This is a genomic window from Novosphingobium olei (assembly GCF_012927405.1).
Classification (GTDB): Bacteria; Pseudomonadota; Alphaproteobacteria; order Sphingomonadales; family Sphingomonadaceae; genus Novosphingobium; species Novosphingobium olei.
The window spans coordinates 534,576-560,916 of sequence record NZ_JABBGM010000002.1 but is presented as its reverse complement, the minus strand read 5'-3'; the positions used below and the strand labels follow the sequence as shown (position 1 = coordinate 560,916).

The window sequence follows — 26,341 nt, the reverse complement described above, 5'->3', positions numbered from 1 at the left end:
CCCCGTCATTCGCCGAAGACGGCGGTGGCGAGATAGCGGGCAAGATCGTGCACCTGGTTGCGGATATCCGGCACGGCGACCGTCTCCCAGTCGGCGCCGCGGCTGACCGGCCCCACCGCGAAGATCGTCTTGTGCGCAACGCCCGCGGCATCGCGGATGCGGAATACGGGATCGACATCCAGTCCGAGGCGATGCGGGTCCGACCGCGCCATGCCGCGTTCCACCAGACGCCGCAGCAGCCCTTCGGACGACTGCGCGATGTCGCCTTCCGGCCCGGTGCAGATGATCGCGCGATCGACATGAAGCTGCCGCGTCGCATCCCGCCCCCGTGGCTTCCACCCGGCCTCGAAGCCGCGGTCTGCCGGCGTTGCGCCAAGCAGCCGGCCCGCGAGGAACTGCAGCCGGCCACTGATCTCCATCGACGTGATCCGCGCATCGACCGCCGGTGCCAACCGATGCCGGTGCACGTCCCACCACGGCCGCAGATGCCGGATCAGCCGTGCCTGTTCGGCAACGCTGTGGCTGCGCCAGATCGCGCGGGTATGCGGGCGCAGCTCGTCGACAGCGTTGCGCCAGCCGACCTCGCCGGCCCGCCGGCGCACGCTGGCGACAAGCGCGGAGCCCGATTGCTGCGGGCACGCCACCTGCCGCACCGGCACAATCGCCTCGTCATGGCTGCGCGGTCGCAGGCCCCGGCGCGACAGCACGTGGATCGGGCCCTTGTGCCCCTGCCGATCGAGCGACAGCGCGACGTCCACCGCGGTGAGGCCCGACCCCAGCAGCAGCACCGCCGCATCAGGATCGAGTCCCTCCAACGCCGCAGGGTCCCACGGGTTGGCGAACACCAGCCCGGGAGCAAGCCCTACCAGCGCCTCGGGAATGCGCGGGGTCAGGTTGCCCTGCGCCAGCACCACCGCGCGTCCGTGCAGGCGCTCGCCATTGTCCAGCAAGACCACCTGTTCGTCCCGCTGGCCGATGATGTCCGCCGCCTCGCCTTGCTGCACGCGCAGCAGCTGCCCCGATTTGGCCATGGCATCGATCAGCAGCGAGCGGAGGTAATGGCCATAGGCAAGGCGGGGCAGGAAGCGGTGGATCTGGTCGGGCGGCGTGAACCCCATCCAGCGCAGGAAGTGCTGCGGATCGCCGGGAAACGCGCTCATGTTGCGCGCCCGCACGTTGAGCAGGTGCTCGGGCCGCGCCGTGCCGAACGCCAAGCCCTTGGCCAGGTGGGCCGAATTGCGTTCGACCAGGATAACCGGCTGGCCGAGCCGGACCAGGTTGATTGCCAGCAAGGTCCCCGAAAATCCTGCCCCGATGATGATGACCGGCAAGGCCCGGTCAGGGCTCGAGGCAGCTGATATGGACATTGAAACCCCGAAAATGATGACTTGAGCCCAGTCTATTCAGCAGGTTGCCCGTGTCGATTTGATCAAACTCATACCCGCTATGAGGACGGGCAATCACCCGCGCACCGGGCGACAATCAATAAGACCTTCAGCAAAGCTCGCTCGCTGGCACCGCGTTCCCGCCGTACCTTCATCGTCAGCATCGTCATGCCCGCACCTGTGCCCCGCGCCGGCTTTGAAAGGGAAGACACGAGACCAGGCCGATCATGCTATGGATGGACACGAGGACGCCCTCGTCCGCCGGGGTCGTAGAGACAGGAAACGCCGCAATGCCCGCCGAAGTCTCCCCCTACGATCCGCGCACGCTGGCGTTCTACAACACCCGGGCGGTCGACTACGCCACCGCCCGCCCGGATCAGGTCTCGCGCGAACTTGAAGCCTTCCTGCCCCGGCTGGCGCCTTCGAGCCGCGTTCTCGAGCTTGGCTGCGGCGCGGGATACGATGCGGCGGAGCTGGAACGGCAGGGGCACAGCGTCGATGCGACCGACGGCAGCGCCGCCATGGCCGCACTGGCAAGCAGGCGCCTGTCGCGGCCGGCGCGCGTGCTGCGGTTCGACGAGCTGGAGGCAGAAGCAGACTACGACGCCGTGATCGCCTGCGCCTCGCTGCTGCACGTGCCGCACGCCGCGCTGCCCTCGGTCCTTGCCCGCATCCACCGTGCCTTGCGGTCGGGCGGCTGGCATTTCGCCAGCTACAAGACCGAAGGCCGCCCCGGCTGGGACCGCCACGATCGTTACTACAACCGTCTCTCGCGCACCGATGCGGACCGCTTCTACGCCGGCGCCGGACCGTGGGATCTGGTCGAATTCGAGGAACGCGACGGCGAAGGCTATTTCGCGGAGCCATCGCGCTGGTTGTTCGTCACCGCGCGCAAGGCATGAGCGAAAGCTTCGTCGTTATCTCGGGCTGTTCGGGGGCCGGCAAGTCTACCCTACTCGATGAGCTGGCGCGTCGCGGCAAGTCGGTCGTGTCGGAACCCGGGCGCCGCATCGTTTCCGCCGAGCTGGCCGGCGATGGCAAGGCGCTGCCCTGGATCGACCTTGCCGCCTTTGCGCGCAAGGCGAAGGCCCTGGCCTTGGAAGACCGCGCAACGGCAACGGCGCTGCCCGCTCCGGTTTTCTTCGATCGCGGCCTCGTGGACGCGCTCGCCGCGCTGGACTTCGCCACGGGAACGCACGCCATATCGTCGCTGGGGCAGGCCCACCGTTATCACCGGCGCGTGTTCATGGCCCCGCCCTGGCCGGAAATCTGGCAAACCGATGCCGAACGCCGCCATGACTTTGCCGCAGCGACGGCCGAATTTGACCGACTGGTCGCCGCCTATACCTCGCTCGGGTACACGCTCGTCATGCTTGACCGAGCGCCTGTCGCGGCGCGCGCGGACCAGATCCTGGCCTGCTTCAGCTGAACAGGTACGGCCCGCGTTGCGCCGGCCTATGACTACAATCAATCTGCCGATGATCTCTTCGAATTGGCGGAGCCCGCCGCGCTCGCCCTAGAGACGCAGCCGGTGCCTCCCGCCCGGGGGGGACAAGGACGGGGGCCCTGCGCATGGAAATTCTTGCCGACTTTGCCACGTGGCTAGCCGCGACGCCGGTCGCGGCGCTGGTCACCTCGCGCGGCTGGATCGTGCCCGCCATACAGGTCGTCCACATCATCGCGATTGCCGCGGTGGTCATCTCCGTTGCCCAGATCAACCGCAACGCCGTGCGCACCCGCGCTGGTGCCCCGGACATCTCGCTCACGCTGCGCCAGTGGCTGCCGGTCGCCTATATCGCGGTGGGCATCCTGGCCGTGTCGGGCGCGCTGCTGATCGCCAGCGAGCCCGGCCGCGCGCTGTTCCGCACGGTGTTCTGGGTCAAGATCGCGCTCATCATCGCCGCCCTTGCGCTCACCCGCGCGCATGGCGCGGCCGCCCTGCGTGCAAGGCTTGGCTGGCATCGCGTGCTCGCAGCCGGCTCGGTGCTGCTGTGGGTCGGCGTCGTCTTCGCGGGCCGCTGGATCGCCTACGCCGATGGCTGGCCCGGTGCGCCAGCCTGACGACTGCGCCGCAACCGGCCTGCATCCGCAGAACCTGCCACCTGCCCAACCTGCCATCTGCCACATCTGAAAGCCGACTTGCCATGAGCCTGCAGGACCTTGCCACCACGCTGTCCGATACCCGCCTCGCCATCGAACTTACCGACAGCACCTGGCTGTTCGGCACGATCGAGGCGGTGCACGTCCTGGCGCTGACGCTCGTCTTCGGCTCGATCGCGGTGGTCGATCTTCGGCTGCTCGGCCTGTGGCGCAAGGACGCGACGATCCCGGCACTGCTGCACGAACTGCTGCCGATCACCTGGGGCGCCTTCGCCCTCGCCGCCGTCACCGGGATCACGATGATCTTCGCCAATCCCTTCGGCTATTTCGAGAACTTCTTCTTCAAGGCCAAGCTGGTGCTGCTGCTGCTCGCAGGGATCAACGTCCTCGTCTTCCACCGCTTCGTGCTGCCGCGCGCCACGTCCGCGCAGGCTCTTGCGCCGCGCATTTCGGGCGGCGTCTCGCTGGTGCTGTGGCTTACGATCGTGAGCTTCGGGCGCTGGATCGGCTTCACCATCTGACGCCGGCGGACGCCCGCACGCATTCGCACGGCATCCGCGGCCGGCGCGCCATGGCCGCCGGCCGGCGCTGCGTCACTTGGGCGGCTGCGCGCCCGGGATCGCGCCGATCGACAGCACCTTGCCGCTGCCGACCACGGTCGCCCGCTTGAACTGGCCCGAACGGCGTCCGTCGCGGATCGGATTGATCTCCACGATCACCTTGTCGCCGGCCTTCACCGACGTCCGCGACCAGCCCATCCGCGCCAGGTTCGCCGGACTCGTCGGCAGTTCGAGCGACCACAGCCCCGGCGCATAGGCGCCGACCTGTGGCGCATCGACCCACAGGATCGCGTGCGGCGATGTCCATTGCAGGTTGCGCACCGTCGCCTCGAACTTCATCGGCTTGGACGGATCGAACATCGAGAAGCTGTGATGCGCGTCGGCCGGAACGGCGAGCGAGGTCAGCAGCATCAGAGCAAATCCGGCGCGGAGGAACGGCGAAGGCTTCATCGGTGGTGTCCTGTTGCAGGCGCGGTCGGCTGGTCGGGCGGCACGGGGGCGCCGCCAGCGTCCTTGGGGATGGGGCTGAACACCGCATTCCCCTGCGCATCGGTGTCTTCGAAGAAATCACCCTGCCGGCACGAAGCCTCGGCAAGGTCGACGCTGCGTTCGCGGTGACGGGTGAAGGTGCGCGATGCGTGCCACGGCGCGGCCAGCACCTTGGGCGCGTGCACCACGATGTCGACGCGCAGCGTATCCGGTCCGGTCAGCGCCAGCCGCTCCTCAACGTGCATGTCGCCGTTGTTGGGAAAGCCCACGCCCTGGCTCAGCGGGATGAACACCTCGGGCAGGAAGCCGACCGTGTCGACCACCAGCGCCCCGCCCTCCCAATGGCCGATCGAATGGCCGCTGAAGGTGGGATCGGGATCGGCCGGATGTGGCCGCCCGTCGGTCCAGATCCGGCGCAGGCGGTTGCCATCGAATTCGCCGAGCACGGTCACCCGCCCCGGCGTAACCAGAAATTCCACCGAATTGAGCGTCTGCGTGACGCTGCTGGGCAAGCCTTCGGGCAGGCAGTTGGTGTAGATGTTCTGCGGCCGCCCCTCGGCGTCGAGCTGCTTCAGCCGGTCGACCTGCGTGGCGATCGCGGGCAGCCATTGCGGCGCTTCGGCCCCGCCCGGCCCATACCTGTCTAGCGGCCCCGGGGTCCACACCCCCGACAGGTCGGGCAGGTCGGCAATGGCTGTCCAGTCCGCCCGCGTCGGCGCGCGATTGATTACAGGCGCCTCGGCACCCGGCGCGGTCTGGCCCAGCGCAGGCACGGCCAGAAGCGCTGCCAGAACCCCAATTGCCACTCGATCGAACGTCATGCCGTTTCCCGGGGATGCCCTGTGTTGTCGCGCTTGCTTCTGGCGAGCCGCCCAATCGCGGAAAATCCAGAATTTCTCGACTGACGTTGAGCTTTACTGGTTGGACCCCGGCCGCCGCATCGGGCGGTGTCGCGCGCATGACCAAGCGCCGCCACATCGCCCTTGCCGCCGCCATCGCCAGCCTCGGTGCCGCAGCGCTCGCCGCTCCTGCCGTGCCCCACGCAGACGCACGCGCGATCAAGGCGGGGCAAGCGCTGTTCGCCGCCAACTGCGCCAGTTGCCACGGCATCGATGGCAAGGGCGCGGCGGGGCACCACGTGCCGGACCTGACCGACGATCGCTGGCTGTTCGGCGGAGAGGATGTCGACACGTTCCTGATCCGGCCTTCGGACATCGCCACGATCATCCGTCACGGCATCCGCGCCGACGATCCGCAGACGCGCAACCTTGCCGCGATGCCCGCGCTCGGCGTCGGCCACAGCCTCGAACCCGATGAAGTGGCCGCCGTTACCGAATACGTCCTCAAGCTTGGCGGGCAGCCGCACGACGAAGGCCAGATCGCGTTGGGCAAGGAAACGTTCGAGGACGAAGGCGGCTGCTACGATTGCCACACGGTGCAAGGCTGGGGCGACCCGGCGACCGGCTCGGCAGACCTCACCCGCCCGCGCACCTACCTTTACGGATCGGACCGCGCCGCCATCGCCGCCACTGTCCGCGAAGGGCGCGCCGGCGTATCACCGGCATTCGGCCGCAAGCTATCCCCACAACAGATCCACGATATTTCCGTATATGTTTTGACTCTCTCGAAGTCTCATAAATATATCTGAATTCATGACCCCTACGCGATCACATATTCGCAAATCTTGAATTTGATCAATTCATATACGCGACGATCCTAATCGTATGAAGTTTATGGTGCATTGCCATAGGCACCCCTGCCACGGGCAGACGGACCGGTCTGCCCCGCACACAACGCATCGTCGATCGAATGACGATCAGGGGGAATCATGCATCTCGCTCGCTTGTCTCATCGCGCCCGCCGGCACTGGCTGACCGGCACCGCGCTTTCGCTCGCCCTGTCGCTTGGCTCTCATGCCCGGGCCCAGACGGCCCCGGCCCAGGCCCCCGCGCCAACCGATAGCGCTGCCGCGCCGGATGCCGCCGCCGACAGCGGGGTCGGCGATATCATCGTCACCGCGCAGAAGCGCCCCGAAACGCTGCAGCGCACTCCCATCGCGGTCACCGCCATTGGCGGCGATGCGATCCAGCAGCAGCAGATTTCGACCTTCCGCGATCTGTCGGGCGGCCGCGTGCCCGGCCTGCTCGCACCCAAGCGCTCCACCGCGCAGACCACGCAGCAATACTCGATCCGCGGCATCGGCGAGATCGACACCTATCCCGAGCCGGCGGTCGCGGTCTATGTCGACGACGTCTACCTCGCGCGCACGGTCGGCTCGCTGTACGACACGCCCGATCTTGAACGCGTCGAGGTGCTGCGCGGGCCGCAGGGCACGCTCTATGGCCGCAATTCCAGCGCAGGGGCGATCCGCTTCATAACCAAGGACCCGACCGCCACACCTTCGCTCGATGCATCCGCCACGCTTGGCAGTTTCAAGAACGTCGATCTGAAGGCGCGGGTCAACGGTGCGATCCTGGCCGACGATGCCCTGAACGGGGCGCTTACCGTGATCCGCCACACGCGCGATGGCTGGCAGCACAGCGTGCCGCTGGATCGCGATTTCAACGATACCGACCTGTGGGTGGTGCGCGGCAAGCTCAAGTCGCAGGTCGCGCCCGGCTTCACCCTGACGCTGGCCGGCGATGCGATGTTCGACCGCGCGACGCAGAGCTACTACACGCCGGTCAACCAGCCCGACGGCAAGCCCGGCACCGGCAACGCCACCGATCCCGATCTCACCTGGTCCGATACGCTGCCCTACAACCGCACCACCACCTATGGCGGTTCGCTGACCGCGAAGTACGAGATCGACCAGCACTTCACGCTCAAATCGGTGACCGCCTACCGCGGGCTGCACGGGCCGATCTATTACGACAACGACGGCGTCACCGCGATCAAGGGCGACAGCCTCGCGCTGTTCTGGCAGCACCAGATCACCGAAGAGCTGAACCTCAACGGCGAATTCGACCGCTGGAATTTCGTTGCAGGGCTCTATTTCTTCAAGGAAAACTTCCACAACCACCGCCTGAGCCAGTCGGCCGGGTCGCCGCTCGACAACGTCGGCACGGTCACGCACACCAACAACTGGCTGAACACCACCAGCTGGGCCGTATTCGGGCAGGCCAACTTCAAGGCGACCGACCGCCTCACGTTCACCGTGGGCGGGCGCTGGACCACCGATCGGCGCAGGTTCCACAACATCGGCCAGACCGGACGCGGCTGGGGCCTGCACGATCCGCAGGACTGGAACTACGATCCCGACCGGTTCTTCGTGCAATATCCCACCGGCGCATCGGCCAGCGCCACGTTCTCCAGTTTCGATGTAGAGGCCAAGCCCAAGAGCTTCGCCCGCTTCACCCCCAAGCTCGGCGCACAGATCGACTGGACTAGGGACATCTTCCAGTACGTCTCGTTCTCGCAAGGGTTCAAGAGCGGCGGGTACGACCTGCGCTCGGTCAGCCTCGTCGGGTCGAGCACGCCCTACCTGCCGCAATTGACCACCACTTACGAAACCGGCCTCAAGACGCGCCTTTTCGGCGGCAGGGCCACCTTCAACATCTCAGCCTATTACAACGATATCAAGGATTTCCAGGTCCGCGCCACGGCCACTGCGGCGCTGGGCGTCGTCACCAACCAGCTGATCAACGCGGGCAAGGCCGCTTCGTGGGGCGCGGAAGCGGAACTTACCGTCGTTCCGGCCGACGGGCTGACGCTGACCGGCAGTGCCGCGTGGCTGCGGACGAAGTACCGCACCTTCACGGCCACGCTCCCGGCCAACGTCGCAGGACGCAAGACCCTGCTCGGACTCGATTTCCCCTACTCGCCCGAATGGCAGTTCGGTGGATCGTTCAACTACCGCCTGCCGCTGGCACTGCCCGGCGCACTGCGCGTGGGCGCCGATGTGCAGTACGAATCGAGCCGCTACGCCGATATCTACAACACCCCGCAGCTGCGGGTCGGCGCGCAGACCTACGTCAACGGCACGATCAACTACACCGCCGCCGACCAAAGCTGGAGCATCGGCGCAAGCGTGCGCAACCTGTTCAACCTGCGGCGCGGCCAGTTCGGCGGCTACGCGCCCTCGAACGCGGGCGTCTATCCGCTCTACTATCGCGCCTACAACGAGCCGCGCACTTTCAACGTGACCGTCTCGAAATCCTTCCACTGACCGGAAACCGGGGCGGCGCCGCGCGGCGTCGCCCTTTTTCCGTTACAGGCTGGTGCCGACCAGCCGGCCGATCCCCGCGGTCAGCCCCATCGCCAGCGCGCCCCAGAACACCACGCGGACCACGGGCTTGAGCGCCCTTGCCCCGCCGGCCCGTGCGCCGACCGCGCCGAGCAGCGCCAGGAACAGGATCGAGCCGACCGCCTCGCCAGCGACCACCCGGTTCATCGGCAGCACGGCGGCAAGCAGCAGCGGCAGCGCCGCGCCCGACGTGAACGTCGCGGCAGAAGTCAGCGCCGCCACCACCGGCCGCGCCGCCGTCACCTCGGTGATGTGCAGTTCGTCGCGGGCATGCGCGCCCAGCGCGTCGCGGTCCATCATCTGGCGCGCCACGGTCTGCGCCGTGGCCGCATCCACCCCGCGCGCCACGTAGATCCCGGCGAGTTCGGCAACCTCGGCCTCGCGGTTGCTGGCAAGTTCCGACGCCTCGCGCGCCAGGTCCGATTGCTCGGTGTCCGATTGCGAGCTCACCGAGACGTATTCGCCCGCCGCCATCGACATCGCGCCCGCCACCAGCCCCGCCGCGCCTGCCACCAGCAGCGCCGGCCGGTCCGCGCCCGATGCCGCGACGCCCAGCACCAGGCTGGCGGTCGATACGATCCCGTCGTTGGCGCCCAGCACCGCGGCGCGAAGCCAGCCGATGCGCGATACGAGATGATGTTCGCGGTGTGCTCTCATGCGGGTTCACTCCAGGCCGGCGGGTGCAGGCGTTTCGGCAACGATCAGGTCTTCCAGAAAGCTTCCCAGCAGCGCCGCGTGCGAGCCCACGCCCGCCTTGGCATAGACGCGGGCCAGCTGCGCGCGCACCGTGCCCGCCGCAGCGCCGCGCAGCCGCGCGATCTCGGCAATGTCGCAACCCTTCAGCGCGAACAGCGCGACGTCGGCCTCGGCGCGGGTCAGCTTCCACTGCGCGAACCGCAGCCGCACCAGTTCGGCCGCCGCGCCCCGCGCCATCGCCACCGCCGCCTCGTCGGCGCGGGTTGCCAGCACCAGCGCGCGGATCTGCAGCGCGCCGCCGAAGACGGCGACCACCAGCGCGACCACCGCCGCGCCCTCGATCGCCAGATGCTGGCCCATCCCGTCAGCGATCACGTCGCCGAAAAGATCGAGCACGAAGAACAGCGCCGCGATGGCCTGCAGCACCACCACAACGGCCAACAGCGCGGCGCGGCGTTGCAGCGTGGCGTGGTGGTGCTTCATGGCCACGGCTTAGCCGCGACCGGGCAGCATCGCCAGCACCACATCGCGCCCGCTGCGCCGCGTTTCGAAGACCACGCCCGCGATATGCAGCACGATCAGCAGGTAGAGCAGGTTCACCGCCGCCTCGTGCACTTCGCCAAGGCCGCCTTCCTCTTCGCCTTCGCGGTCCTTTCTGCCATCCTTCTCGCCCTCCTCCTCGCGCTCGCCGCCAACTTGCGCGGTCGCAACGGCCGGCTCGTGCCGTTCGGCCCGTACCGCGCCCGGCAAGCCCGCCATGGCGATGCCCGATGCGATCACCACGCCCAGGCAGCTCCAGATCGCATAGACCATCAGCGCGCCCAGCGGATTGTGCGAAGCGTGCCGCGTGTGCCCGCCCGCCCGGATCTCGCGGACATGGGCCAGCGCTCGGGCCGGGTTGGGCAAAAAGGCACTGAACCGCGCCTCGGCCGGGCCCACGAAACCCCACAGCAGCCGCAACGCCAGCACCGCGGCAAGGGCATAGCCGATCCACACGTGGGTTGCCGAACCTTCCTCGGTCAGCAGGGCATTGGCGAGCACCGCGCCCACCACCGCCCAGTGGGTCAATTTCACCACCGGGTCCCAGCGCCGGCGCGCCGGGGGCATCGTTTCATCGTCATCGTGCATCGCCGTCTCCTTGCTTTGGGCAAGGTTGCGCAATGCGTGCCACGTCCGCCGCCATCCATTGGCACTGCGCTTATTGCGGCGGGGATAAGCGCCTGCTTATCGCGGCAGGTCCCTTTCCGGCCGCTCTTGACGCCGCTTCGCTTCGTCCGATTTCGTCACGTGCCGTGCGGATAATTTGTTCAAAATTAACGAAGTTTGGTGCATCTCTAGGTAATTCTACTAGGCCGCAGATCCGGATCTTTACCATGCCCGCCGTACAGCTTTTCGACGAACCCGGACGCCTCGCCGCGCTCCACCGCCTGTCCGTGCTCGACACCGCGCCCGAACAGCCGTTCGACCGGGTGGTCAGCCTCGTGCGCAACGTGCTCGACGTGCCGATGGTATCGATCTCGCTGGTCGACCGCGATCGCCAGTGGTTCAAGGCAAGCCTGGGCCTGCCCAATCGCGAAGGGCCGCGCCAGGGCTCGTTCTGCACCGTCGCCATCGCCAACGACGGGCCGCTGGTCGTCGCCAACGCCACCGAAGACCACCGCTTTGCCGCCAGCCCGCTGGTCACCGACGAGCCGCACATCCGCAGCTATGCTGGCGTGCCGCTGCAGATGCCCGATGGCTACAACGTCGGCACGCTGTGCGTGATCGACCAGCGCCCGCGCGATTTCAGCGCGCGCGACATCGCCATGCTGGGCGATTTCGCGCGCATCGTCGTCAACGAACTCGAACTGCGCCAGATCGTCGCACGCGATCTGCTGACCGGCGCTCTGTCGCGGCGCGGCTTCCTCGATTGCGTGGAGCGAGAGCTCGACAACGCACGCGCCCAAAGCACCCCCGGCCACAGTCCCAATGCCTGCCTGATCGCGCTCGATGTCGATCATTTCAAGCGCATCAACGATGGCCACGGCCACCCGGCGGGCGACCGCGTGCTCGAAACGCTGGCCGCGCGGATCACGCGCGAATTGCGCGAAACCGATTGCTTCGGTCGCCTGGGCGGCGAAGAGTTCGCCGTCCTGCTTCCCGGCCTTTCACAAGACACCGGCCTTGCCATCGCCGAACGCATTCGCGCCGCGCTCGAACGCGAACCGATCGTGGTGGACGGGATCGCAACGCCCCTGCCCGTCACGGCAAGCTTCGGGGTTTCCGCCACGCCGCTCGCCTTCCGCGATGCGCCCGGCTGGCTCGCCGCTGCGGACGCCGCGCTCTACGAAGCCAAGCGTTCGGGCCGCAACCGCTGCTGCCTTGCCCGGCAGCGCAGCGCCGCCTGATCGCCTGCTCCTGACGCACGAAGGCCGGAACGCACCCGCGTGCGCCCCGGCCTCGTACCTCAAAGCTCTGGCAGGCTTACTTGCCCTGCCAGTTCGGCTTGCGCTTCTCGGCGAAAGCGGCCGCGCCTTCGCGCGCATCGCTCGAAGAGAACACCGGCGCGATGTATTCCTGCTGCTTCTTCCACATCTCCGCTTCGGTCCATTCGTGCGAATCGCGGATGATGCCCTTCGAAGCGATCAGCGCCAGCGGGCCGTTCTCGGCAACGCGGGCCGCCAGAGCCTTGGCCGCCTCGATCGCGGGGCCTTCGGTCAGCTGGTTGATGAAGCCCAGGTCATAGGCGCGCTTGGCGTCGATGAAGTCGCCGGTCAGCGCCAGTTCCATCGCGATGCGCGGCGGGATCTGGCGCGGCAGCTTGATCAGGCCACCGGCGGCGGCGGCAAGACCGCGCTTGGCTTCGGGAATGCCGAACTTGGCCTTGTCGTTGGCCACGATCAGGTCGCAGGCGAGCGCCAGTTCCATGCCGCCGGCCAGCGCATAGCCGTCGATCGCGGCGATGATCGGCTTCTTGGGCGTCCATTCCGAAAGGCCGCCGAACCCGCGTCCCTTGATCGAGGGCGATTCGCCGCGCAGGAAGCCCTTGAGATCCATGCCCGAACAGAACGTGCCGCCCGCGCCGGTCAGGATCGCGCAGCGCAGGTCGGTCTCGGCGTCGAGCCGGTCCATCGCGGCGGCGATGCCCTCGGCCGCGGCCTTGGTCATGGCGTTCTTGGCTTCGGGGCGGTTGATGGTGACGACAAGGACATTGCCGTCGACTTCGGTCAGGACTTCTTCGCTCATCCTTCAGGGTTCCCTCTGGTTCGTGGCTCGCGGCATTTAACCGCTTACTTAAATCCTTGGCCCGGATCGCCTGCCCTGTCCAGCCCTTCCGCCGCGCGCAGCGCCGCACGTCCTTGCAAAGCGCGCGGTTCCGCCCGTCTTGCACGCCCCGCAACCTCTGCTAAGGGAGTGCGCAAACCTCCCCGGAAACAGACAGGACGGACATGGCGAAGATCAAGGTGAAGAACCCGGTCGTCGAACTCGACGGCGACGAAATGACCCGGATCATCTGGCAGTGGATTCGCGAACGCCTGATCCTGCCGTATCTCGACATCGATCTGAAGTACTACGACCTCTCGGTCGAAAAGCGTGACGAGACGGGCGACCAGATCACCATCGATTCCGCCAACGCGATCAAGCAGTACGGCGTCGGCGTGAAGTGCGCCACGATCACGCCCGACGAAGCCCGCGTCGAGGAATTCAGCCTCAAGAAGATGTGGAAGTCGCCCAACGGCACGATCCGCAACATCCTGGGCGGCGTCGTTTTCCGCGAGCCGATCGTGATCCAGAACGTGCCGCGCCTGGTGCCGGGCTGGACCGACCCGATCGTCGTCGGCCGCCACGCCTTTGGTGATCAGTACAAGGCCACCGACACCCTGATCCCGGGCCCGGGCAAGCTGCGCCTCGTCTGGGACGGCGAAAATGGCGAGAAGATCGATCTCGACGTGTTCGATTTCCCGAGCGCCGGCGTCGCCATGGCGATGTACAACCTCGACGATTCGATCCGCGACTTCGCCCGCGCCTCGTTCAACTACGGCCTCAACCTCGGCTGGCCGGTGTACCTCTCGACCAAGAACACCATCCTCAAGGCCTATGACGGCCGCTTCAAGGATCTGTTCGCCGAAGTGTTCGAAACCGAAGGCTTCAAGGAAAAGTTCGCCGCCGCCGGCATCGTCTACGAACACCGCCTGATCGACGACATGGTCGCCTCGGCGCTCAAGTGGTCGGGCAAGTTCGTCTGGGCGTGCAAGAACTACGACGGTGACGTGCAGTCGGACACCGTGGCGCAGGGCTTCGGCTCGCTCGGCCTGATGACCTCGGTGCTGATGACGCCGGATGGCAAGACCGTGGAAGCCGAAGCCGCCCACGGCACCGTCACCCGCCACTACCGCCAGCACCAGCAGGGCAAGCAGACGTCGACCAACCCGATCGCGTCGATCTTCGCCTGGACGCGCGGCCTGATCTACCGCGGCAAGTTCGACGAGACCCCCGAAGTGGTCAAGTTCGCCGAAACGCTCGAGCGCGTCTGCATCCAGACCGTCGAAAGCGGCAAGATGACCAAGGACCTCGCCATCCTGATCGGCCCCGACCAGCCGTGGATGACCACCGAGCAGTTCTTCGAGGCGATCGTCCAGAACCTCGAAGCCGAAATGGCCAGCTGGGCCTGAAGCCCCGCCGCCAAGGCTGAACGAAAAAGGCCCCGGAGCGATCCGGGGCCTTTTTTTGGCACTTTCGTCCCCGGACATTTGCCGCCCACACCGAGCCCAGGCTTTCTGGCGCTAAGTTATCACGGTAGCTGTCCAGGATGACCACTCCTGTCGATCTCTTCAGACGCGCTGCGACTGCCGCCGCGCTCGCGATGCTGGCGTCCCTCCCCGTGGCCGAGGCCCGCCCCTTGGCAAGACTTCCGGACATGACGGCGGACTTGCGCGAGCAGCACGTCGAAAGTGCGTCGGTCGCACTGATCCGTCACGGCCGTATTGTCGCGACGGGTGCGTGGGGCATGGCGGGTCCCGATCGCCCCGCCACCGCTGCCACGCCCTACAACCTCGCCTCGCTGACCAAGCCGCTCACGGCTGAAATCATCCTGCGGCTGGTTTCGGCGGGCAAGCTCTCGCTCGACGAGCCGATGGACCGCTACTGGAGCGACCCCGACTTGGCGAACGATCCCCGCCGGGCCAAGCTCACCTCGCGCATGGCACTCAGCCATCGTACCGGGTTGCCCAACTGGCGCGATACGAAGGGGCTGGCATTCGAGCACGAGCCCGGCACCACGACGGGCTATTCGGGTGAAGGCTATCAATACGCGGCCCGCTATGCCGAACGGCGCGCGGGCCAGTCGTTCGTCGCGCTGGCTGGGCGCTGGCTCTTTACCCCTGCCCGCATGCGCGCATCCGGCTATGTCTCGACACAGGGTTCGACGTTGCCGCTCGCCGTGCCCTATGACGCGGCTGGCAACGCCTTGGCCGTTCCGGTCGTGGGACGTTTCAACGCGGCCGATCTCGCCCATGCGACGGCGGCCGATTACGCCCGCTTCCTGATCGAGGCGCGCAACGACCACGGCCTTGATGCCTCGATCGCCGCGCAACGCAGCAAGTCGCAGGCCGACCTCACCGCGGAAATATGCGGCGGGACCAAGGCCGCCAGTTGTCCGCCTTGGACCGGGTTCGGGCTTGGCTGGCAATTGCTCGGCTTTCCCGGAGCAATTACGATGCTCCACACCGGCAAGGACGATGGCGCCTTCACTTTCGCCGCGATTGATCGCGCAAGCGGAAACGGAATCGTCATTCTGACGAACAGCGACAACGGATGGCGCATCATTCTGCCGGTCCTGCAAGCGACTGCCAGCGATCCCAGGCTGATCGCCTTTCTTCGCGGCCAGATGAACTGAAAGGACAACCTCGATGACCCCCGCCCTTGCCCTTGCCGCAACGCTCCTCGCAGCGTCGGCGCCGCCCGCCGCCGATCCGCTGACAGCCCGGATCCGCGCGCTGGATGCCCAGGTCTTCGATGCGTACAACCGGTGCGACCTGCCGACATTCTCGGGCTATTTCGATCCCAAGCTTGCCTTCTATCACGACAACGGAGGCGCCACCTTCGATCGCGACGCGATGGTTGACGGTGTGCGCAAGTACATTTGCGGAAAAGTCAGGCGTGAACTGATCGCATCATCCTTCCGCGTCTATCCGATCAAGGACTACGGCGCGATCGAGGAGGGAGAACATCGCTTCTGCGATCTCGCTACCGGGAAATGCGACGGCATCGCCAAGTTCGTAATGGTCTGGGCCTGGCGGGACGAAACTTGGCAGATCACGAACGTGCTAAGCTACGGCCACCGCGCGGCTACACCCGCCGAGCAGAAGGGCGCCACCAGGAAATAACCTGGCCGTCAAGCTCTCCCGATCCGTCAGATCTCTAGCAGGCACGGCGCTTGCGTTTGGCGTCAGGGCCGCAGAGACAGTCGCATCTGGCAAGGGGATGATCGTCATGGCGCTTTATGGACTTCTTTTGACAGCAGCAGCAGCCGCGATGGCAGTTCCGCCTGCCCCTTCTCGAGAGGTCAATCCGCCTTCACCGGCGGCGCGGGCAGTCTGGATCGCTGACGCCGCCTTGCGCGAACCCAGAACGGACGTGCTGGTGCTGGGCACGCCGCACCTCAGCATGCTTGCGCCGGATTTTGATCGCGCCCGGCTGGAGCCGCTTCTGGCCCGTCTGCAAACCTGGCGTCCGCGCATGATCATGGTCGAGGCCGTCAGCGGCGCACAGTGCGACTATCTGCGCAAGTTCGCGGTGGCCTATCCCGGCGTGGCAGAAGATTACTGCCCGGACGCGAGCGCGGCGCGCGCGGCACTGAACCTCGATCAGGCCGGCGCGGAGGCGGAAATCGAACGGCTTCTGGCCACCGAAAGGGCCGATCGTCCCGCTGCCGAACGGCGTCGGCTTGCCGCGCTCTTTCTCGCAGCGGGGGATCCTGCATCGGCAAGGGTGCAGTGGCTGCGGTTGCCCGAACCGGAACGCATCGCCGCCGATGGCCTGACGGCGGGCTTGCTGGCCACGATCGCCGCAACCGGCAAGCGTCCGAACGAAAATCGCGACGTCGCGGCCGCCCTCGCCGCCCGTCTTGGGCTAGAGCGCGTCTGGCCCGTTGACGATCATACCGGCGATCGAGCTGCAGGGCCCAGCAATGCCGAAATGGAGGCTGCAATCCCCCGGCTGTGGGACAATCGCTGGTCCCATGCGCGAAAGCCATTGATCGAACAGATCCCGGCCCGGTTGAACAAGGGCGAAGTGCTGGCCGTCTATCGGGACGAGAACAGCCTCGATGCCGCCCGCTACGCCGTGGCATCCGATTTCGCCGCCACCGCCGCCGATCCCTCACCACAGCGGTATGGCCGACGGTATCTGGCCTATTGGGAAACCCGCAACCTGCGCATGGTGGCGAACATGCGCGAAGCGATGGGTCCCACGCCCGGAACGCGCGTGCTGGCCATAGTCGGGTCGTCGCACAAGCCCTACTACGAGCGCTATCTGGGCGTGCTCAGCGAAGTCCGCGTGGTCAGTACCGACAGCGTGCTTGCAGACAAGGCACGTTAGCATCGGCGGGCACATGCCCGGCTCGCTCCGTTCCTGACATCAGCGTCAGTATAGAACTTGCATATACACGACATGACATACCATCGCCGCGGCTGTCCTACACCCGGTCGCGGCGTTACAATGGCTACGCTTCGCTCTTTGACCTGTTGAATTAAAAAGACTTTCCGGATTCCGCCGGTTTCTGCGGATCATCGCTGCGCCAGTCCGCCCCCACCTCCCTTTTCTTCCCAGGACCGTGTAAACCCCGTCAACCTGGCGGCCCGCCCACCCCCCAATTCAAACTGTTTCGGGGTCGCATTTGAACCCGCCGAGGGGTGGCCTGCAACGCCCCCGCCCGCTAGGCTGCCTTCATGGCCGGATCGATTGCACCCACCACCGCGCTTTCCGATGCGCTCGTCATCCTCGGCGCGGCGGGGATCGTCATTCCTGCGTTCGCCCGCCTGCGGATCACGCCGATCATCGGCTTCATCCTCGTCGGCCTCGCCGTCGGCCCCTATGGCCTGGGCGCGCTCGTGCCGCGCTATCCCTGGCTCTACCACGTCACCATATCCGATCCGCACGCGATCGAACCCTTCGCCGAATTCGGCATCGTGCTGCTGCTGTTCGAGATCGGGCTGGAGCTGTCGTTCAACCGCCTGTGGTCGATGCGGCGGCTGGTCTTCGGGCTCGGCGCGATCGAGCTGCTGGTGTCCGCGCTGCTCCTCGGCCTGGTCCTGCGCGCCTCGGGCGAGACGACGCCCGCCGCGCTCGGGCTCGGCCTTGCGCTCGCGCTGTCGTCGACCGCGCTGGTCCTGCCGATATCGGGCACGCAAGGGCCCGTCGGCCGCGCCGCGCTGTCGATGTTGCTGTTCGAGGATATCGCGCTCGTCCCCATCATCTTCCTCTTGGGCGCGATCGGGCCGATGGCGGCGGCGGGCGGCGGGCCCAGCCTGTTCGATACGCTGTGGAAGGGCGGGATGGTCGTCCTCGTCCTGCTCGTCGCGGGCAAGCTGCTGCTGCCGCGCCTGTTCGCGCAAGCCGCCAAGACCAAGAGCCCCGAACTGTTCCTTGCCGCCAGCCTGCTCGTGGTCATCGTCGCCGCACTCGCCACCGGCGCCGTTGGTCTCTCGCCGATCATGGGCGCGCTGCTGGCGGGCCTGCTCATCGCCGAGACCGAATATCATGGCGAGGTCGAGGCGATCACCAAGCCGTTCAAGGGCTTGGCCCTCGGCGTGTTCCTGATCACCATCGGCATGGGCATCAACCTTGCCGTGGTCTGGCGCGATTTCTGGCCGCTGCTGGCGGGCGTTGCCGGGGTGGTGGTGGTCAAGGCGCTGGTGACCACGGTGGCGCTGCGCATCATGGGCAAGCAGCGGGCCACCGCGCTGCAGACCGGCATCCTGATGGCGAGCCCCAGCGAAACGACGCTGATCGTGCTCGGCACCGCCGGCACCGCCGCACTGATCGATGCCGAGACGGCGCAATATTGGCAGATCGTCACCGCCATCGGCCTCACCATCACGCCCCTGCTCGCCAAGCTGGGCGAGATCAGCGGCGCCCGCGTCGAACGTGCCGAGGGCCGCTCTGCCGAGGCCGAGGTGGAGGAACCGGTCGGCGATCGTGCGGTGATCATCGGCTTCGGCCGCGTCGGCCGCCTGATCGGCGAAATGCTCAAGGCGCACGACACGCCCTATATCGGCATAGACAGCGACCCGGCGATGGTCCGCGAGGCGCGCGCTGCCGGGATGCCCGTGCTGTTCGGCAATATCGAGGCGGCAACCGTGGTCGACCGGCTTGACCTCGACCACGCCCGCGCGCTGATCCTGACGATGGACGAACCGGTGCTCGTCTCGCGCATCGTGCGCAAGTTGCGCGCCCGCCGCCCCGACGTGCCGATCATCGTCCGCGCCCGCGATGCCACCCACGCCGCCGAACTCTATCGCGCCGGAGCGAGCCACGCGGTGCCGGAAACGCTCGAAAGCTCGCTGCAACTGTCCGAGGCGGTGCTGGTCGATCTCGGCGTGCCGATGGGGCCGGTGATCGCCTCGATCCACGAAAAGCGCGACGAATTGCGCAAGCAGATCATGGAGGACGGCGAGCTGGATGCCCTGCCCCGGCTCAAGTCCTCGCGGCTGCGCGAAAGGAACGCCTGACCCGGGACCTGTGTTGAAACGGCCATGAATCGACGCCTTGCCCTTGCCGCCGCGCTGCTGCTCACCGGATGCGAGCGCCACGCCGCGCCCGGTCCCGAGCCGCGCCCGACGGCGCAACCGTCGCCCGCTCCGCCGGTCGCATCGGCGCCTGCCCCTTCGCCAACCCCCGCGCCAATGCCCACCGCCGCACCGCTGTCCGCCGCCGACCGCCTGATCCTGGGCCAGTGGCGCAAGGCCGCGAACCGGGGCGAATGCGCGCCGCTTCATTTCCGCAGCACCGCCGGCGCTTCGGGCACGCCGCGCCCGGCCCGCTTTTCAGGCGGCTGGGCCGTCGCCTGGGACCAGCCGCAGGTGCGCAGCGCGTTCGGCATCGCCGGGGTGGCGATCCTTCCCGACGATCATGCCTCGGCCGATGCGCAGCGCGACCGGCTGGCGCGCCAATGGCAGCACCTGCGCCAGCTCGACACCCTGCCCCAGCCCGCGTTTGCCGGCTATGGCGTCGAAGGCGCGCAGCCGTATCCCGTCACCAATCCGGAGGGCAAAGGCCTCAATTCGCTCGCCTATCTCCGCGTCGGCGGCCAGACCTGCACCTACAACGTGTGGAGCAGGATCAGCCGCGCGCACCTTGAAGCGCTGCTGGAAAATCTGGAACTCCTGCCGACCGGTTGAACGCCCGCTCCACCGCAACCGCCGCGCCCCGCCCCCGCCCTAAGCGTTCGAGCAAGCGAAGGAGTGCGATAATGACCGCCAACCAAAGCCCGTCGAACGAACCAGACAAGAACCCTGCCACGCAAGGCGACCAGCCCGACACCGGCGCGATCAAGCGCCCGCAACAGACCGACCGGACGATGGGAGAAAAGGACTTGCCCCGCGGCAGCGAGCCCGAAACGCGCGCGACGAGCGGCAGGCGGCAGTAGCGCTCAGCGCTTGAGGTAGCGGGCGTACCAGGCGGCGAACCGTTCGAGCCGGTCGCGCTGGAAGCTTGGCCGGACAAGCCCGTGCGTCTCGTCCGGATAGGCCACCAGCTGGGTCGGCACGCCGAGCAGCCGCAGCGCCTGGTACATCTGTTGCCCGCCCGCGATCGGCACGTTGTCGTCGGCCGTTCCGCCCATGAACAGCGTCGGCGTTTTGATACGGTCGGCCTTGAGCAGGGGTTCGGAAAACTTGATCCACAGGTCCGGCCGCTCCCACGGCGCCCCGATTTCCTGCGCATATTGCTGCACGTATTCGTCCACGCCGAACAGCGCCAGGATATTGCCTTCGCCCGCACCGCTGAATGCCGCCTTGAAGCGGTTGTCGCGTACGATCAGGAAGTCGGTCAGGATGCCGCCATAGCTCCACCCGCCCACGCCCAGCCGATCGGGATCGGCAAGGCCGGACGACACGGCCCAATCGACCGCCGTGTGCAGGTCCAGCACGTCCTTGTTGCCCCAGTCCGCCGCAAGCGTGTGGGCATAGGCGTCGCCGCGCCCCGAACTGCCGCGATAATTGACCGACAGCACGGCATAGCCTTGCGCTGAAAGCCACTGCCGCATCAGGCTGTATCCGTCGGTCCCATGCGCATCCTGCCCGTTCGGACCGCCGTGGATCCACAGCACCGTGGGATAGCGCCTGCCCGCAGCGTAGCCTGCCGGGAGCGTGACCATCCCGTGCACATCGTTGCCGTCGCTGGCCTTGGTGGAGAAATCACGCACCGGCGCCCAGGCAATCTTCTGCGCAAGCGCGGCGTTGTGGCTGGTCAGCGCGCGCAGCTTTCCGCCCGCCAGCGCATAGACCTCGGCGGGCGCGGTATCGCTGCTGGCGATCACCGCGCGGCCAGCCGATCCCGCCTCCTCGCCGCACTGCACCGTCACGCCCAGCGCGCCGTCGCTGACGCGTTGCAGCTTGCCGCTGCGATCGACGATCGCGGGCAGCTCGCGCCGGTCTTCGCTGACGATCACGGCGATACGCCCACCGGTCATCGCCACCGGCTGCGATACGAACAGGTTGTCGGTCGATGACACCAGCTGCGTCTGCCCGGTTGCCACGTCGGTCCGGGCAAGGTGCGGTTGGGCATATTGCGCAACCTTGGGCGATGCCGTGCCGATCAGGTGGGAGATGGTCCTGCCATCGGCCGACCAGATCAGCGCCTGCCCCGCAACCCCAGGGACCTTCGCCACCAGCCGGGCCGGCCCGCCGCTCGCCGGCATGACATAGAGCCACTGCGTCGCAGGCGCTGCCGGGTCCATCGCGTGATCGACGAAATAGGCGATCCGCGAACCATCGGGCGACCATTCCGCCGCGCTTTCATCGCTCGCCCCGCTCGGCGTCAGTTGCGTTGCCTTGCCGCTCGCAACATCGAGCGCGTGAAGGTGGCTGTGGCTTTCGGCGACGAGGAAGCCGCTGCCATCACGCTTGAACAGCACATCGTCGACCACCACCGGACGCGGGCGATCCTTGTCGTCCTCGGGCCCGTCGGGCACAGGATCGGTCTTGGTCAGCAGGATCGTGCGGCTGTCGGGCGACCAGCGATAATCGAGGATATCGCCCTTCACCTCGCCGAGCTTGCGCGCCTCGCCCCCGCGCCGGTCGAGCAGCCAGAGCTGCGCCAGCTTGTCGTCACCCCGCTTCGACAGGAACGAGATCCATCGCCCGTCGGGGCTGAACGCGGGCGCGCTGGAGCTTTCGTCCTCGCCGGTCAGCCGCAGCGGCTCGCCACCCGTCAGCGAAGCCAGCCACACCGCATCGCGGCGCTTGTCCTTCTTCGCATCGACGCTGTTGACGGTGTAGAGCGCGCTGCGCCCATCGGCCGAACACTGCAACGCGGACAGGCGCTTGACCGCCATGATATCATCGATGGTGATGGGCCTGGGCGCTTCCGCCGCCAGCGCCAGACCGGCAAGGCCCGACAATCCCGTCGCCGCCGCCCCCAGCGCCAGCGCCACCCGCAAACCCGCACCCGACCGCCGCATGACCCGCCTCCCTGCTGCCTCCGCAACAGGGCTAACCGCTCGGCCAAGACGCCGCAATCACCCCCGCCAAAAAGGGCAGAAGGCAGAGGGCCGCGGCAACGAGCCCGAAACGGTCAGTCGCCGCAATTCAGCCGTGCGCGAAATCCGCTCGCCCAAGCGGCAGCGCCGAACCAGCACGCAAAGACCAACCAAAACGTGATGAAAGGAAAGGTGTGCGGATCGAGCGGGTACAGCACTGCCCGCCACAGTGCCCAGGCGCATCCGATAGCGCTCAAAACCAGGTATCCGGGGTGGTAGACCAACGTGCCATCGGCAGATGCCATGCGCCAGGGCATCGTTCGCGCTTCTGGCTCGGGAGCCCACACCGCAAAGGCAAACCTGGCGAAAAACCAGAGCAGAGCCAGCGCAGCCAACGGAGCCATGAGCTCGAGCAACGGAAGGTAGTCGCTGAAGCAGTCGTCAAACCGGCCCGAAAACGTCCGGCCGCGGCATCGCACGGCGTGCTTTGCGGCCCCTCCGAACAGTGGCAGGAAGGACGATCCCAGCCAGAGGCCGCACCCGATGAAGGCCATGGCCTTGCGGGTGCGTTCGCCTGGCCTCACCCCGCCAGCACGCCCTTCGCCGCAGCGATGGCGTCAGCCGCCTTGCTGCCATCCGGACCGCCGCCCTGGGCCATGTCGGGACGGCCGCCGCCGCCCTTGCCGCCCAGCGCTTCGACGCCGGCGCGGACGAGGTCGACCGCGCTCACCTTGCCGGCAAGGTCTTCGGTCACGGCGGCGGCGATGCTCGCCTTGCCATCGTTGACCGCGACGATCACCGCCACGCCCGAGCCCATGCGCTGCTTCGCCTGGTCGAGCAGGCCGCGCAGTTCCTTGGGGTCCAGCCCTTCGAGCACCTGGCCTGAAAACTTCACGCCGCTCACGTCCTCGTCAGCGGCCGCAGCCGCCGAACCGCCGCCACCAAGCGCCAGAGCCTTCTTCGCTTCGGCGAGGTCCCGTTCCAGCTTGCGGCGTTCGTCAAGCAGCGCGGCGACGCGCGCCTCCACCTCGTCGGGCGTGGTGCGCAGCAGGCTGGCGGTGCCCTTCAGCTTGTCCTCGCGATCGACCAGCCACTGGCGCGCGCCTTCGCCGGTCAGCGCCTCGATCCGACGCACGCCCGACGATACCGCGCTTTCCGAAACGATGCGGAACACGCCGATATCGCCCAGCGCGCGCACGTGGGTGCCGCCGCACAGTTCGACCGAATAGTGCTTGTCGGTCTGGCGGCCCATGCTGAGCACGCGGACTTCGTCGCCGTACTTTTCGCCGAACAGCGCCATCGCGCCCGCCTCGATCGCCTCGTCCGGGCTCATCAGGCGGGTGGTGACCGCCTCGTTGGCGCGGATTTCAGCGTTCACTTCGGCTTCGATCGCGGCGATGTCCTCCGCCGTCAGCGCGGTCGGCTGCGAGAAGTCGAAGCGCAGGCGATCGGCCGAAACCATCGAGCCCTTCTGCGTGACGTGGTGGCCCAGACGATGGCGCAGCGCCGCGTGCAGCAGGTGCGTGGCCGAATGGTTGGCGCGCGTGGCGTCACGCCGCTCGACATCGACCGCCAGGAGCACGGCATCGCCAACCTTGACGGTGCCCGCTTCCACCTTGCCCTGGTGCGCGTGGAGGCGGCCCAGCGGCTTGGACGTATCGCCGATGACGATCTTCAGGCCTTCGTTGGTGGAGATCGTGCCGGTATCGCCCATCTGGCCGCCGCTCTCGCCATAGAACGGGGTCTGGTTGGTGAGGATGACGACCTCTTCGCCGACGCCCGCCTCGGCCACTTCCTTGCCGTCCTTGACCAGCGCCACGACCACGCCTTCGCCGGTGGTGGCGGTGTAGCCGGTGAATTCGGTGGCGCCGTGGCGTTCGGCGATGTCGAACCAGACTTCGCTGTCGGCCGCCTGCCCGCTGCCCTTCCACGCCGCGCGCGCCGCCGCCTTCTGCTGCGCCATCGCCGCATCGAAGCCATCGCGATCGACCGAGATGCCGCGCGCACGCAGCGCGTCTTCGGTCAGGTCGTAGGGGAAGCCGTAGGTGTCGTAGAGGCGGAACGCAGTTTCGCCGGGCAGCTTGTCGCCTTCGCCGAGCGTGCCGGTCGCTTCGTCCAGCAGCTTCAAACCGTTCGACAGCGTGCGGCGGAACTGCACTTCCTCGCGCAGCAGCGTTTCCTCGATCAGCGGCTGCGCGCGGCCGAGTTCCGGATAGGCCTGGCCCATTTCGGTGACCAGCGCGCCGACCAGGCGGTGCATCAGCGGGTCTTTCGCGCCCAGCAGGTGCGCGTGGCGCATGGCGCGGCGCATGATGCGGCGCAGGACATAGCCGCGGCCTTCGTTGCTCGGCAGCACGCCGTCGGCCAGCAGGAAGCTGGTCGACCGCAAGTGATCGGCGATCACGCGGTGGCTGGCGGTCTGCTCGCCTTCGGCCTTCACGCCGGTCAGGCTCTCGCTCGCGGCGATCAGCGCGCGGAACGTATCGATGTCGTAGTTGTCGTGCTCGCCCTGCATGACCGCGGCGATGCGTTCCAGGCCCATGCCGGTGTCGATGCTGGGCTTGGGCAGGTTGCCGACGATTTCGCCCGCCGCCTGCTCGAACTGCATGAACACCAGGTTCCAGATCTCGATGAAGCGGTCGCCGTCCTCGTCCGCCGATCCCGGAGGACCGCCCCAGATGTGGTCGCCGTGATCGTAGAAGATTTCCGAGCACGGTCCGCACGGCCCTTCATCGCCCATCGCCCAGAAGTTGTCCTTGGTGGGGATGCGGATGATGCGGTCTTCGGAAAGCCCGGCGATCTTCTGCCACAGGCCGAAGGCTTCGTCGTCGGTGTGGTAGACGGTGACGAGCAGCTTGTCCTTGGGCAGGCCCCATTCCCGCGTCAGCAAGGTCCAGGCGTGGGTGATCGCCTGTTCCTTGAAATAATCGCCGAAGCTGAAATTGCCCAGCATCTCGAAGAAGGTGTGGTGGCGCGCGGTGTAGCCCACGTTGTCGAGATCGTTGTGCTTGCCGCCGGCGCGGACGCACTTCTGCGACGACGTGGCGCGCGAGGTGGCGCGCGTCTCAAGCCCCGTGAACACGTTCTTGAACGGCACCATGCCGGCGTTCACGAACATCAGCGTGGGATCGTTGTAGGGGACCAGCGGCGCGGATTGCACGACCTCGTGCCCGGCCGAGCCGAAGTATTCGAGGAAGGAGCGGCGGATTTCGTTCGTCGACGTCATGGCACGCGAATTAGGCGAGCACTTGGCGCGGAACAAGCACGATTCATCGTCCGCGCATTCATCCTGCCGCGTGATCGGCGGTGGCGGTCACCAGCCACGCCGCTGCGGGGAAGATCACCTGCCCGCCGGCAAGGCGCGAGCGGACGAGTTCGTCGAGCTTGGCTTCGAACGAGGCGCGCGCCGTGCGCGGCAGGTTCCGGATGGCCGCGGCGGCGGGGCCGATTCGCTGGAAGAAGGCGAGCGCGTCCTCGACCGGAGCTTCGCCACTGCCGGCGACATAGGTGAAGTCCACCGGGGTGAATTCGATGTCGCGCCATCCGGCCAGCGCGCGGCGGACGCGTTCCGGATCGGCGAAGGCGAAAGGGCCGGGCGGCGGATCGAACGCCGCTGGTGATGGGGAAGTTGGCACGGGAGGGGCGGGCGGCAGCAGGCGGGCGATGTCCGCTGCCCAGGCATTCTCGGCCGCCGAGCGGAAGCAGGTGAAGACGAGCCGGGCCTGCGGTGCGGCAACCGCGGCGAGGTGCGCGAAGGCAGCAGCGGGATCGTCGAAGAACATCACGCCATGGCGTGAAACGAGCAGGTCCGGCTTGCCCGCGGTATCGACCCAGCGCGCGGCATCGCCCTGTTCGAACCAGAGGTTGCCCAGCCCTTCCCCGCGCGACCGCGCCACGGCCAGCAGCGGGGCGGAAAGATCGAGGCCGATGACGGTCGCCTGCGGCCGCGCGCGGGCGAGCGACAGCGCGATTTCGCCTGCGCCGCAGCCGATGTCGAGCACGCGGTTAGCGGGATGCGCCAGCGTGGCTTCGAGCAGGCGGGGGGTGAGCGCGGCAAACGAGCGGTCGGTGCGCCGCCATTCCGCGGCCCAGCTGGTCCCGACGCTGCCCTCCCAATCCCCGGCGCTTGTCATGGCCGGCAGGCTAGGCGCAGCGGTGCTGGCGGGCAAGCGGGGATGGTTCCGCT

25 protein-coding genes are annotated in these 26,341 nt (G+C 67.4%); 14 read left to right on the top strand and 11 right to left on the bottom strand.

The annotated features are described in order from the left end of the window. Window positions 1-5 precede the first annotated feature (5 nt). Window positions 6-1,367, bottom strand: coding sequence for an FAD/NAD(P)-binding protein (locus tag HHL27_RS06720; RefSeq protein ID WP_169492596.1), 1,362 nt, complete (start codon window positions 1,365-1,367; stop codon window positions 6-8). A gap of 308 nt (window positions 1,368-1,675) precedes the next feature. On the opposite strand from HHL27_RS06720, the gene HHL27_RS06715 reads away from it, so the two are divergent. From HHL27_RS06715 to HHL27_RS06700, 4 genes are all read left to right on the top strand, one after another. Further along, window positions 1,676-2,287 carry a class I SAM-dependent methyltransferase gene (locus tag HHL27_RS06715; RefSeq protein ID WP_169492595.1) on the top strand — a complete coding sequence of 204 codons (612 nt, stop codon included), beginning with the start codon at window positions 1,676-1,678 and terminating at the stop codon, window positions 2,285-2,287. Further along, window positions 2,284-2,814, top strand: a complete 531-nt coding sequence (locus HHL27_RS06710) for an AAA family ATPase (RefSeq protein WP_169492594.1) — start codon at window positions 2,284-2,286, stop codon at window positions 2,812-2,814. The genes HHL27_RS06715 and HHL27_RS06710 overlap by 4 nt, the downstream gene beginning before the upstream one ends. 143 nt (window positions 2,815-2,957) lie before the next feature. Next, window positions 2,958-3,446, top strand: coding sequence for a hypothetical protein (locus HHL27_RS06705; RefSeq protein WP_169492593.1), 489 nt, complete (start codon window positions 2,958-2,960; stop codon window positions 3,444-3,446). Between the two features lie 83 nt (window positions 3,447-3,529). After that, window positions 3,530-4,006, top strand: coding sequence for a DUF6644 family protein (locus HHL27_RS06700; RefSeq protein WP_169492592.1), 477 nt, complete (start codon window positions 3,530-3,532; stop codon window positions 4,004-4,006). Window positions 4,007-4,078: 72 nt separating this feature from the next. Here HHL27_RS06700 and HHL27_RS06695 read toward each other — a convergent pair whose 3' ends face one another. Continuing rightward, window positions 4,079-4,495, bottom strand: a complete 417-nt coding sequence (locus HHL27_RS06695; protein WP_169492591.1) for a DUF6152 family protein — start codon at window positions 4,493-4,495, stop codon at window positions 4,079-4,081. Beyond that, window positions 4,492-5,355, bottom strand: a complete 864-nt coding sequence (locus tag HHL27_RS06690) for a hypothetical protein (RefSeq protein WP_169492590.1) — start codon at window positions 5,353-5,355, stop codon at window positions 4,492-4,494. Before HHL27_RS06690 ends, HHL27_RS06695 begins: the two co-directional genes overlap by 4 nt. 137 nt (window positions 5,356-5,492) lie before the next feature. Here HHL27_RS06690 and HHL27_RS06685 point away from each other — a divergent pair, with 137 nt between their 5' ends. Together HHL27_RS06685 and HHL27_RS06680 are read left to right on the top strand one after the other, a co-directional pair. Then, the gene (locus tag HHL27_RS06685) at window positions 5,493-6,182 is read left to right on the top strand and encodes a c-type cytochrome (protein ID WP_206069411.1); all 690 of its coding nucleotides are present in this window, start codon (window positions 5,493-5,495) and stop codon (window positions 6,180-6,182) included. Between the two features lie 180 nt (window positions 6,183-6,362). After that, entirely contained in the window at window positions 6,363-8,702 is a 2,340-nt protein-coding gene (locus tag HHL27_RS06680; protein ID WP_169492588.1) for a TonB-dependent receptor, read from the top strand. Between the two features lie 42 nt (window positions 8,703-8,744). Here HHL27_RS06680 and HHL27_RS06675 read toward each other — a convergent pair whose 3' ends face one another. The 3 genes from HHL27_RS06675 to HHL27_RS06665 are packed head-to-tail and all read right to left on the bottom strand — an operon-like array spanning window position 8,745 to window position 10,604. Next, complete coding sequence (locus tag HHL27_RS06675) at window positions 8,745-9,437, bottom strand: VIT1/CCC1 transporter family protein (protein ID WP_169492587.1); 693 nt, start codon at window positions 9,435-9,437, stop codon at window positions 8,745-8,747. 6 nt (window positions 9,438-9,443) lie between these two features. After that, on the bottom strand, window positions 9,444-9,959 hold the full coding sequence (locus HHL27_RS06670) for a helix-turn-helix transcriptional regulator (RefSeq protein ID WP_169492586.1): 516 nt from the start codon (window positions 9,957-9,959) through the stop codon (window positions 9,444-9,446). A gap of 9 nt (window positions 9,960-9,968) precedes the next feature. Then, window positions 9,969-10,604, bottom strand: a complete 636-nt coding sequence (locus HHL27_RS06665) for a cytochrome b/b6 domain-containing protein (protein WP_169492585.1) — start codon at window positions 10,602-10,604, stop codon at window positions 9,969-9,971. A gap of 245 nt (window positions 10,605-10,849) precedes the next feature. On the opposite strand from HHL27_RS06665, the gene HHL27_RS06660 reads away from it, so the two are divergent. After that, on the top strand, window positions 10,850-11,863 hold the full coding sequence (locus tag HHL27_RS06660; RefSeq protein WP_169492584.1) for a sensor domain-containing diguanylate cyclase: 1,014 nt from the start codon (window positions 10,850-10,852) through the stop codon (window positions 11,861-11,863). 76 nt (window positions 11,864-11,939) lie between these two features. On the opposite strand, the gene HHL27_RS06655 is transcribed toward HHL27_RS06660, so the two are convergent. After that, window positions 11,940-12,701, bottom strand: coding sequence for a crotonase/enoyl-CoA hydratase family protein (locus HHL27_RS06655; RefSeq protein WP_169492583.1), 762 nt, complete (start codon window positions 12,699-12,701; stop codon window positions 11,940-11,942). Between the two features lie 203 nt (window positions 12,702-12,904). Between HHL27_RS06655 and HHL27_RS06650 the strand changes: the two genes are divergently transcribed. The 7 genes from HHL27_RS06650 to HHL27_RS06620 all read left to right on the top strand — a co-directional run bounded on the left by HHL27_RS06650 (window position 12,905) and on the right by HHL27_RS06620 (window position 20,103). Then, complete coding sequence (locus HHL27_RS06650; RefSeq protein WP_169492582.1) at window positions 12,905-14,128, top strand: NADP-dependent isocitrate dehydrogenase; 1,224 nt, start codon at window positions 12,905-12,907, stop codon at window positions 14,126-14,128. A 137-nt stretch (window positions 14,129-14,265) separates the two neighbouring features. Then, window positions 14,266-15,351: a serine hydrolase domain-containing protein gene (locus HHL27_RS06645; RefSeq protein ID WP_240959436.1), complete on the top strand. Its 1,086-nt coding sequence runs from the start codon at window positions 14,266-14,268 to the stop codon at window positions 15,349-15,351. 13 nt (window positions 15,352-15,364) lie between these two features. Then, window positions 15,365-15,841 carry a nuclear transport factor 2 family protein gene (locus HHL27_RS06640; protein ID WP_169492581.1) on the top strand — a complete coding sequence of 159 codons (477 nt, stop codon included), beginning with the start codon at window positions 15,365-15,367 and terminating at the stop codon, window positions 15,839-15,841. 148 nt (window positions 15,842-15,989) lie between these two features. Next, on the top strand, window positions 15,990-17,054 hold the full coding sequence (locus HHL27_RS06635) for a DUF5694 domain-containing protein (protein WP_240959432.1): 1,065 nt from the start codon (window positions 15,990-15,992) through the stop codon (window positions 17,052-17,054). A 350-nt stretch (window positions 17,055-17,404) separates the two neighbouring features. Then, entirely contained in the window at window positions 17,405-19,186 is a 1,782-nt protein-coding gene (locus tag HHL27_RS06630; protein ID WP_169492580.1) for a cation:proton antiporter domain-containing protein, read from the top strand. A gap of 24 nt (window positions 19,187-19,210) precedes the next feature. Next, entirely contained in the window at window positions 19,211-19,855 is a 645-nt protein-coding gene (locus HHL27_RS06625; RefSeq protein ID WP_169492579.1) for a hypothetical protein, read from the top strand. Window positions 19,856-19,926: 71 nt separating this feature from the next. Then, on the top strand, window positions 19,927-20,103 hold the full coding sequence (locus tag HHL27_RS06620; protein WP_169492578.1) for a hypothetical protein: 177 nt from the start codon (window positions 19,927-19,929) through the stop codon (window positions 20,101-20,103). A 3-nt stretch (window positions 20,104-20,106) separates the two neighbouring features. Here HHL27_RS06620 and HHL27_RS06615 read toward each other — a convergent pair whose 3' ends face one another. The 4 genes from HHL27_RS06615 to HHL27_RS06600 all read right to left on the bottom strand — a co-directional run bounded on the left by HHL27_RS06615 (window position 20,107) and on the right by HHL27_RS06600 (window position 26,288). Beyond that, a complete protein-coding gene (locus tag HHL27_RS06615; protein WP_169492577.1) occupies window positions 20,107-22,137 on the bottom strand; it encodes a S9 family peptidase in 2,031 nt (676 codons plus the stop codon). A 113-nt stretch (window positions 22,138-22,250) separates the two neighbouring features. Further along, window positions 22,251-22,709, bottom strand: coding sequence for a hypothetical protein (locus HHL27_RS06610; RefSeq protein WP_169492576.1), 459 nt, complete (start codon window positions 22,707-22,709; stop codon window positions 22,251-22,253). 26 nt (window positions 22,710-22,735) lie between these two features. After that, a complete protein-coding gene (gene alaS, locus HHL27_RS06605) occupies window positions 22,736-25,381 on the bottom strand; it encodes an alanine--tRNA ligase (protein ID WP_169492575.1) in 2,646 nt (881 codons plus the stop codon). Between the two features lie 58 nt (window positions 25,382-25,439). Further along, window positions 25,440-26,288: a class I SAM-dependent methyltransferase gene (locus HHL27_RS06600; RefSeq protein ID WP_169492574.1), complete on the bottom strand. Its 849-nt coding sequence runs from the start codon at window positions 26,286-26,288 to the stop codon at window positions 25,440-25,442. Window positions 26,289-26,341: the final 53 nt, after the last annotated feature.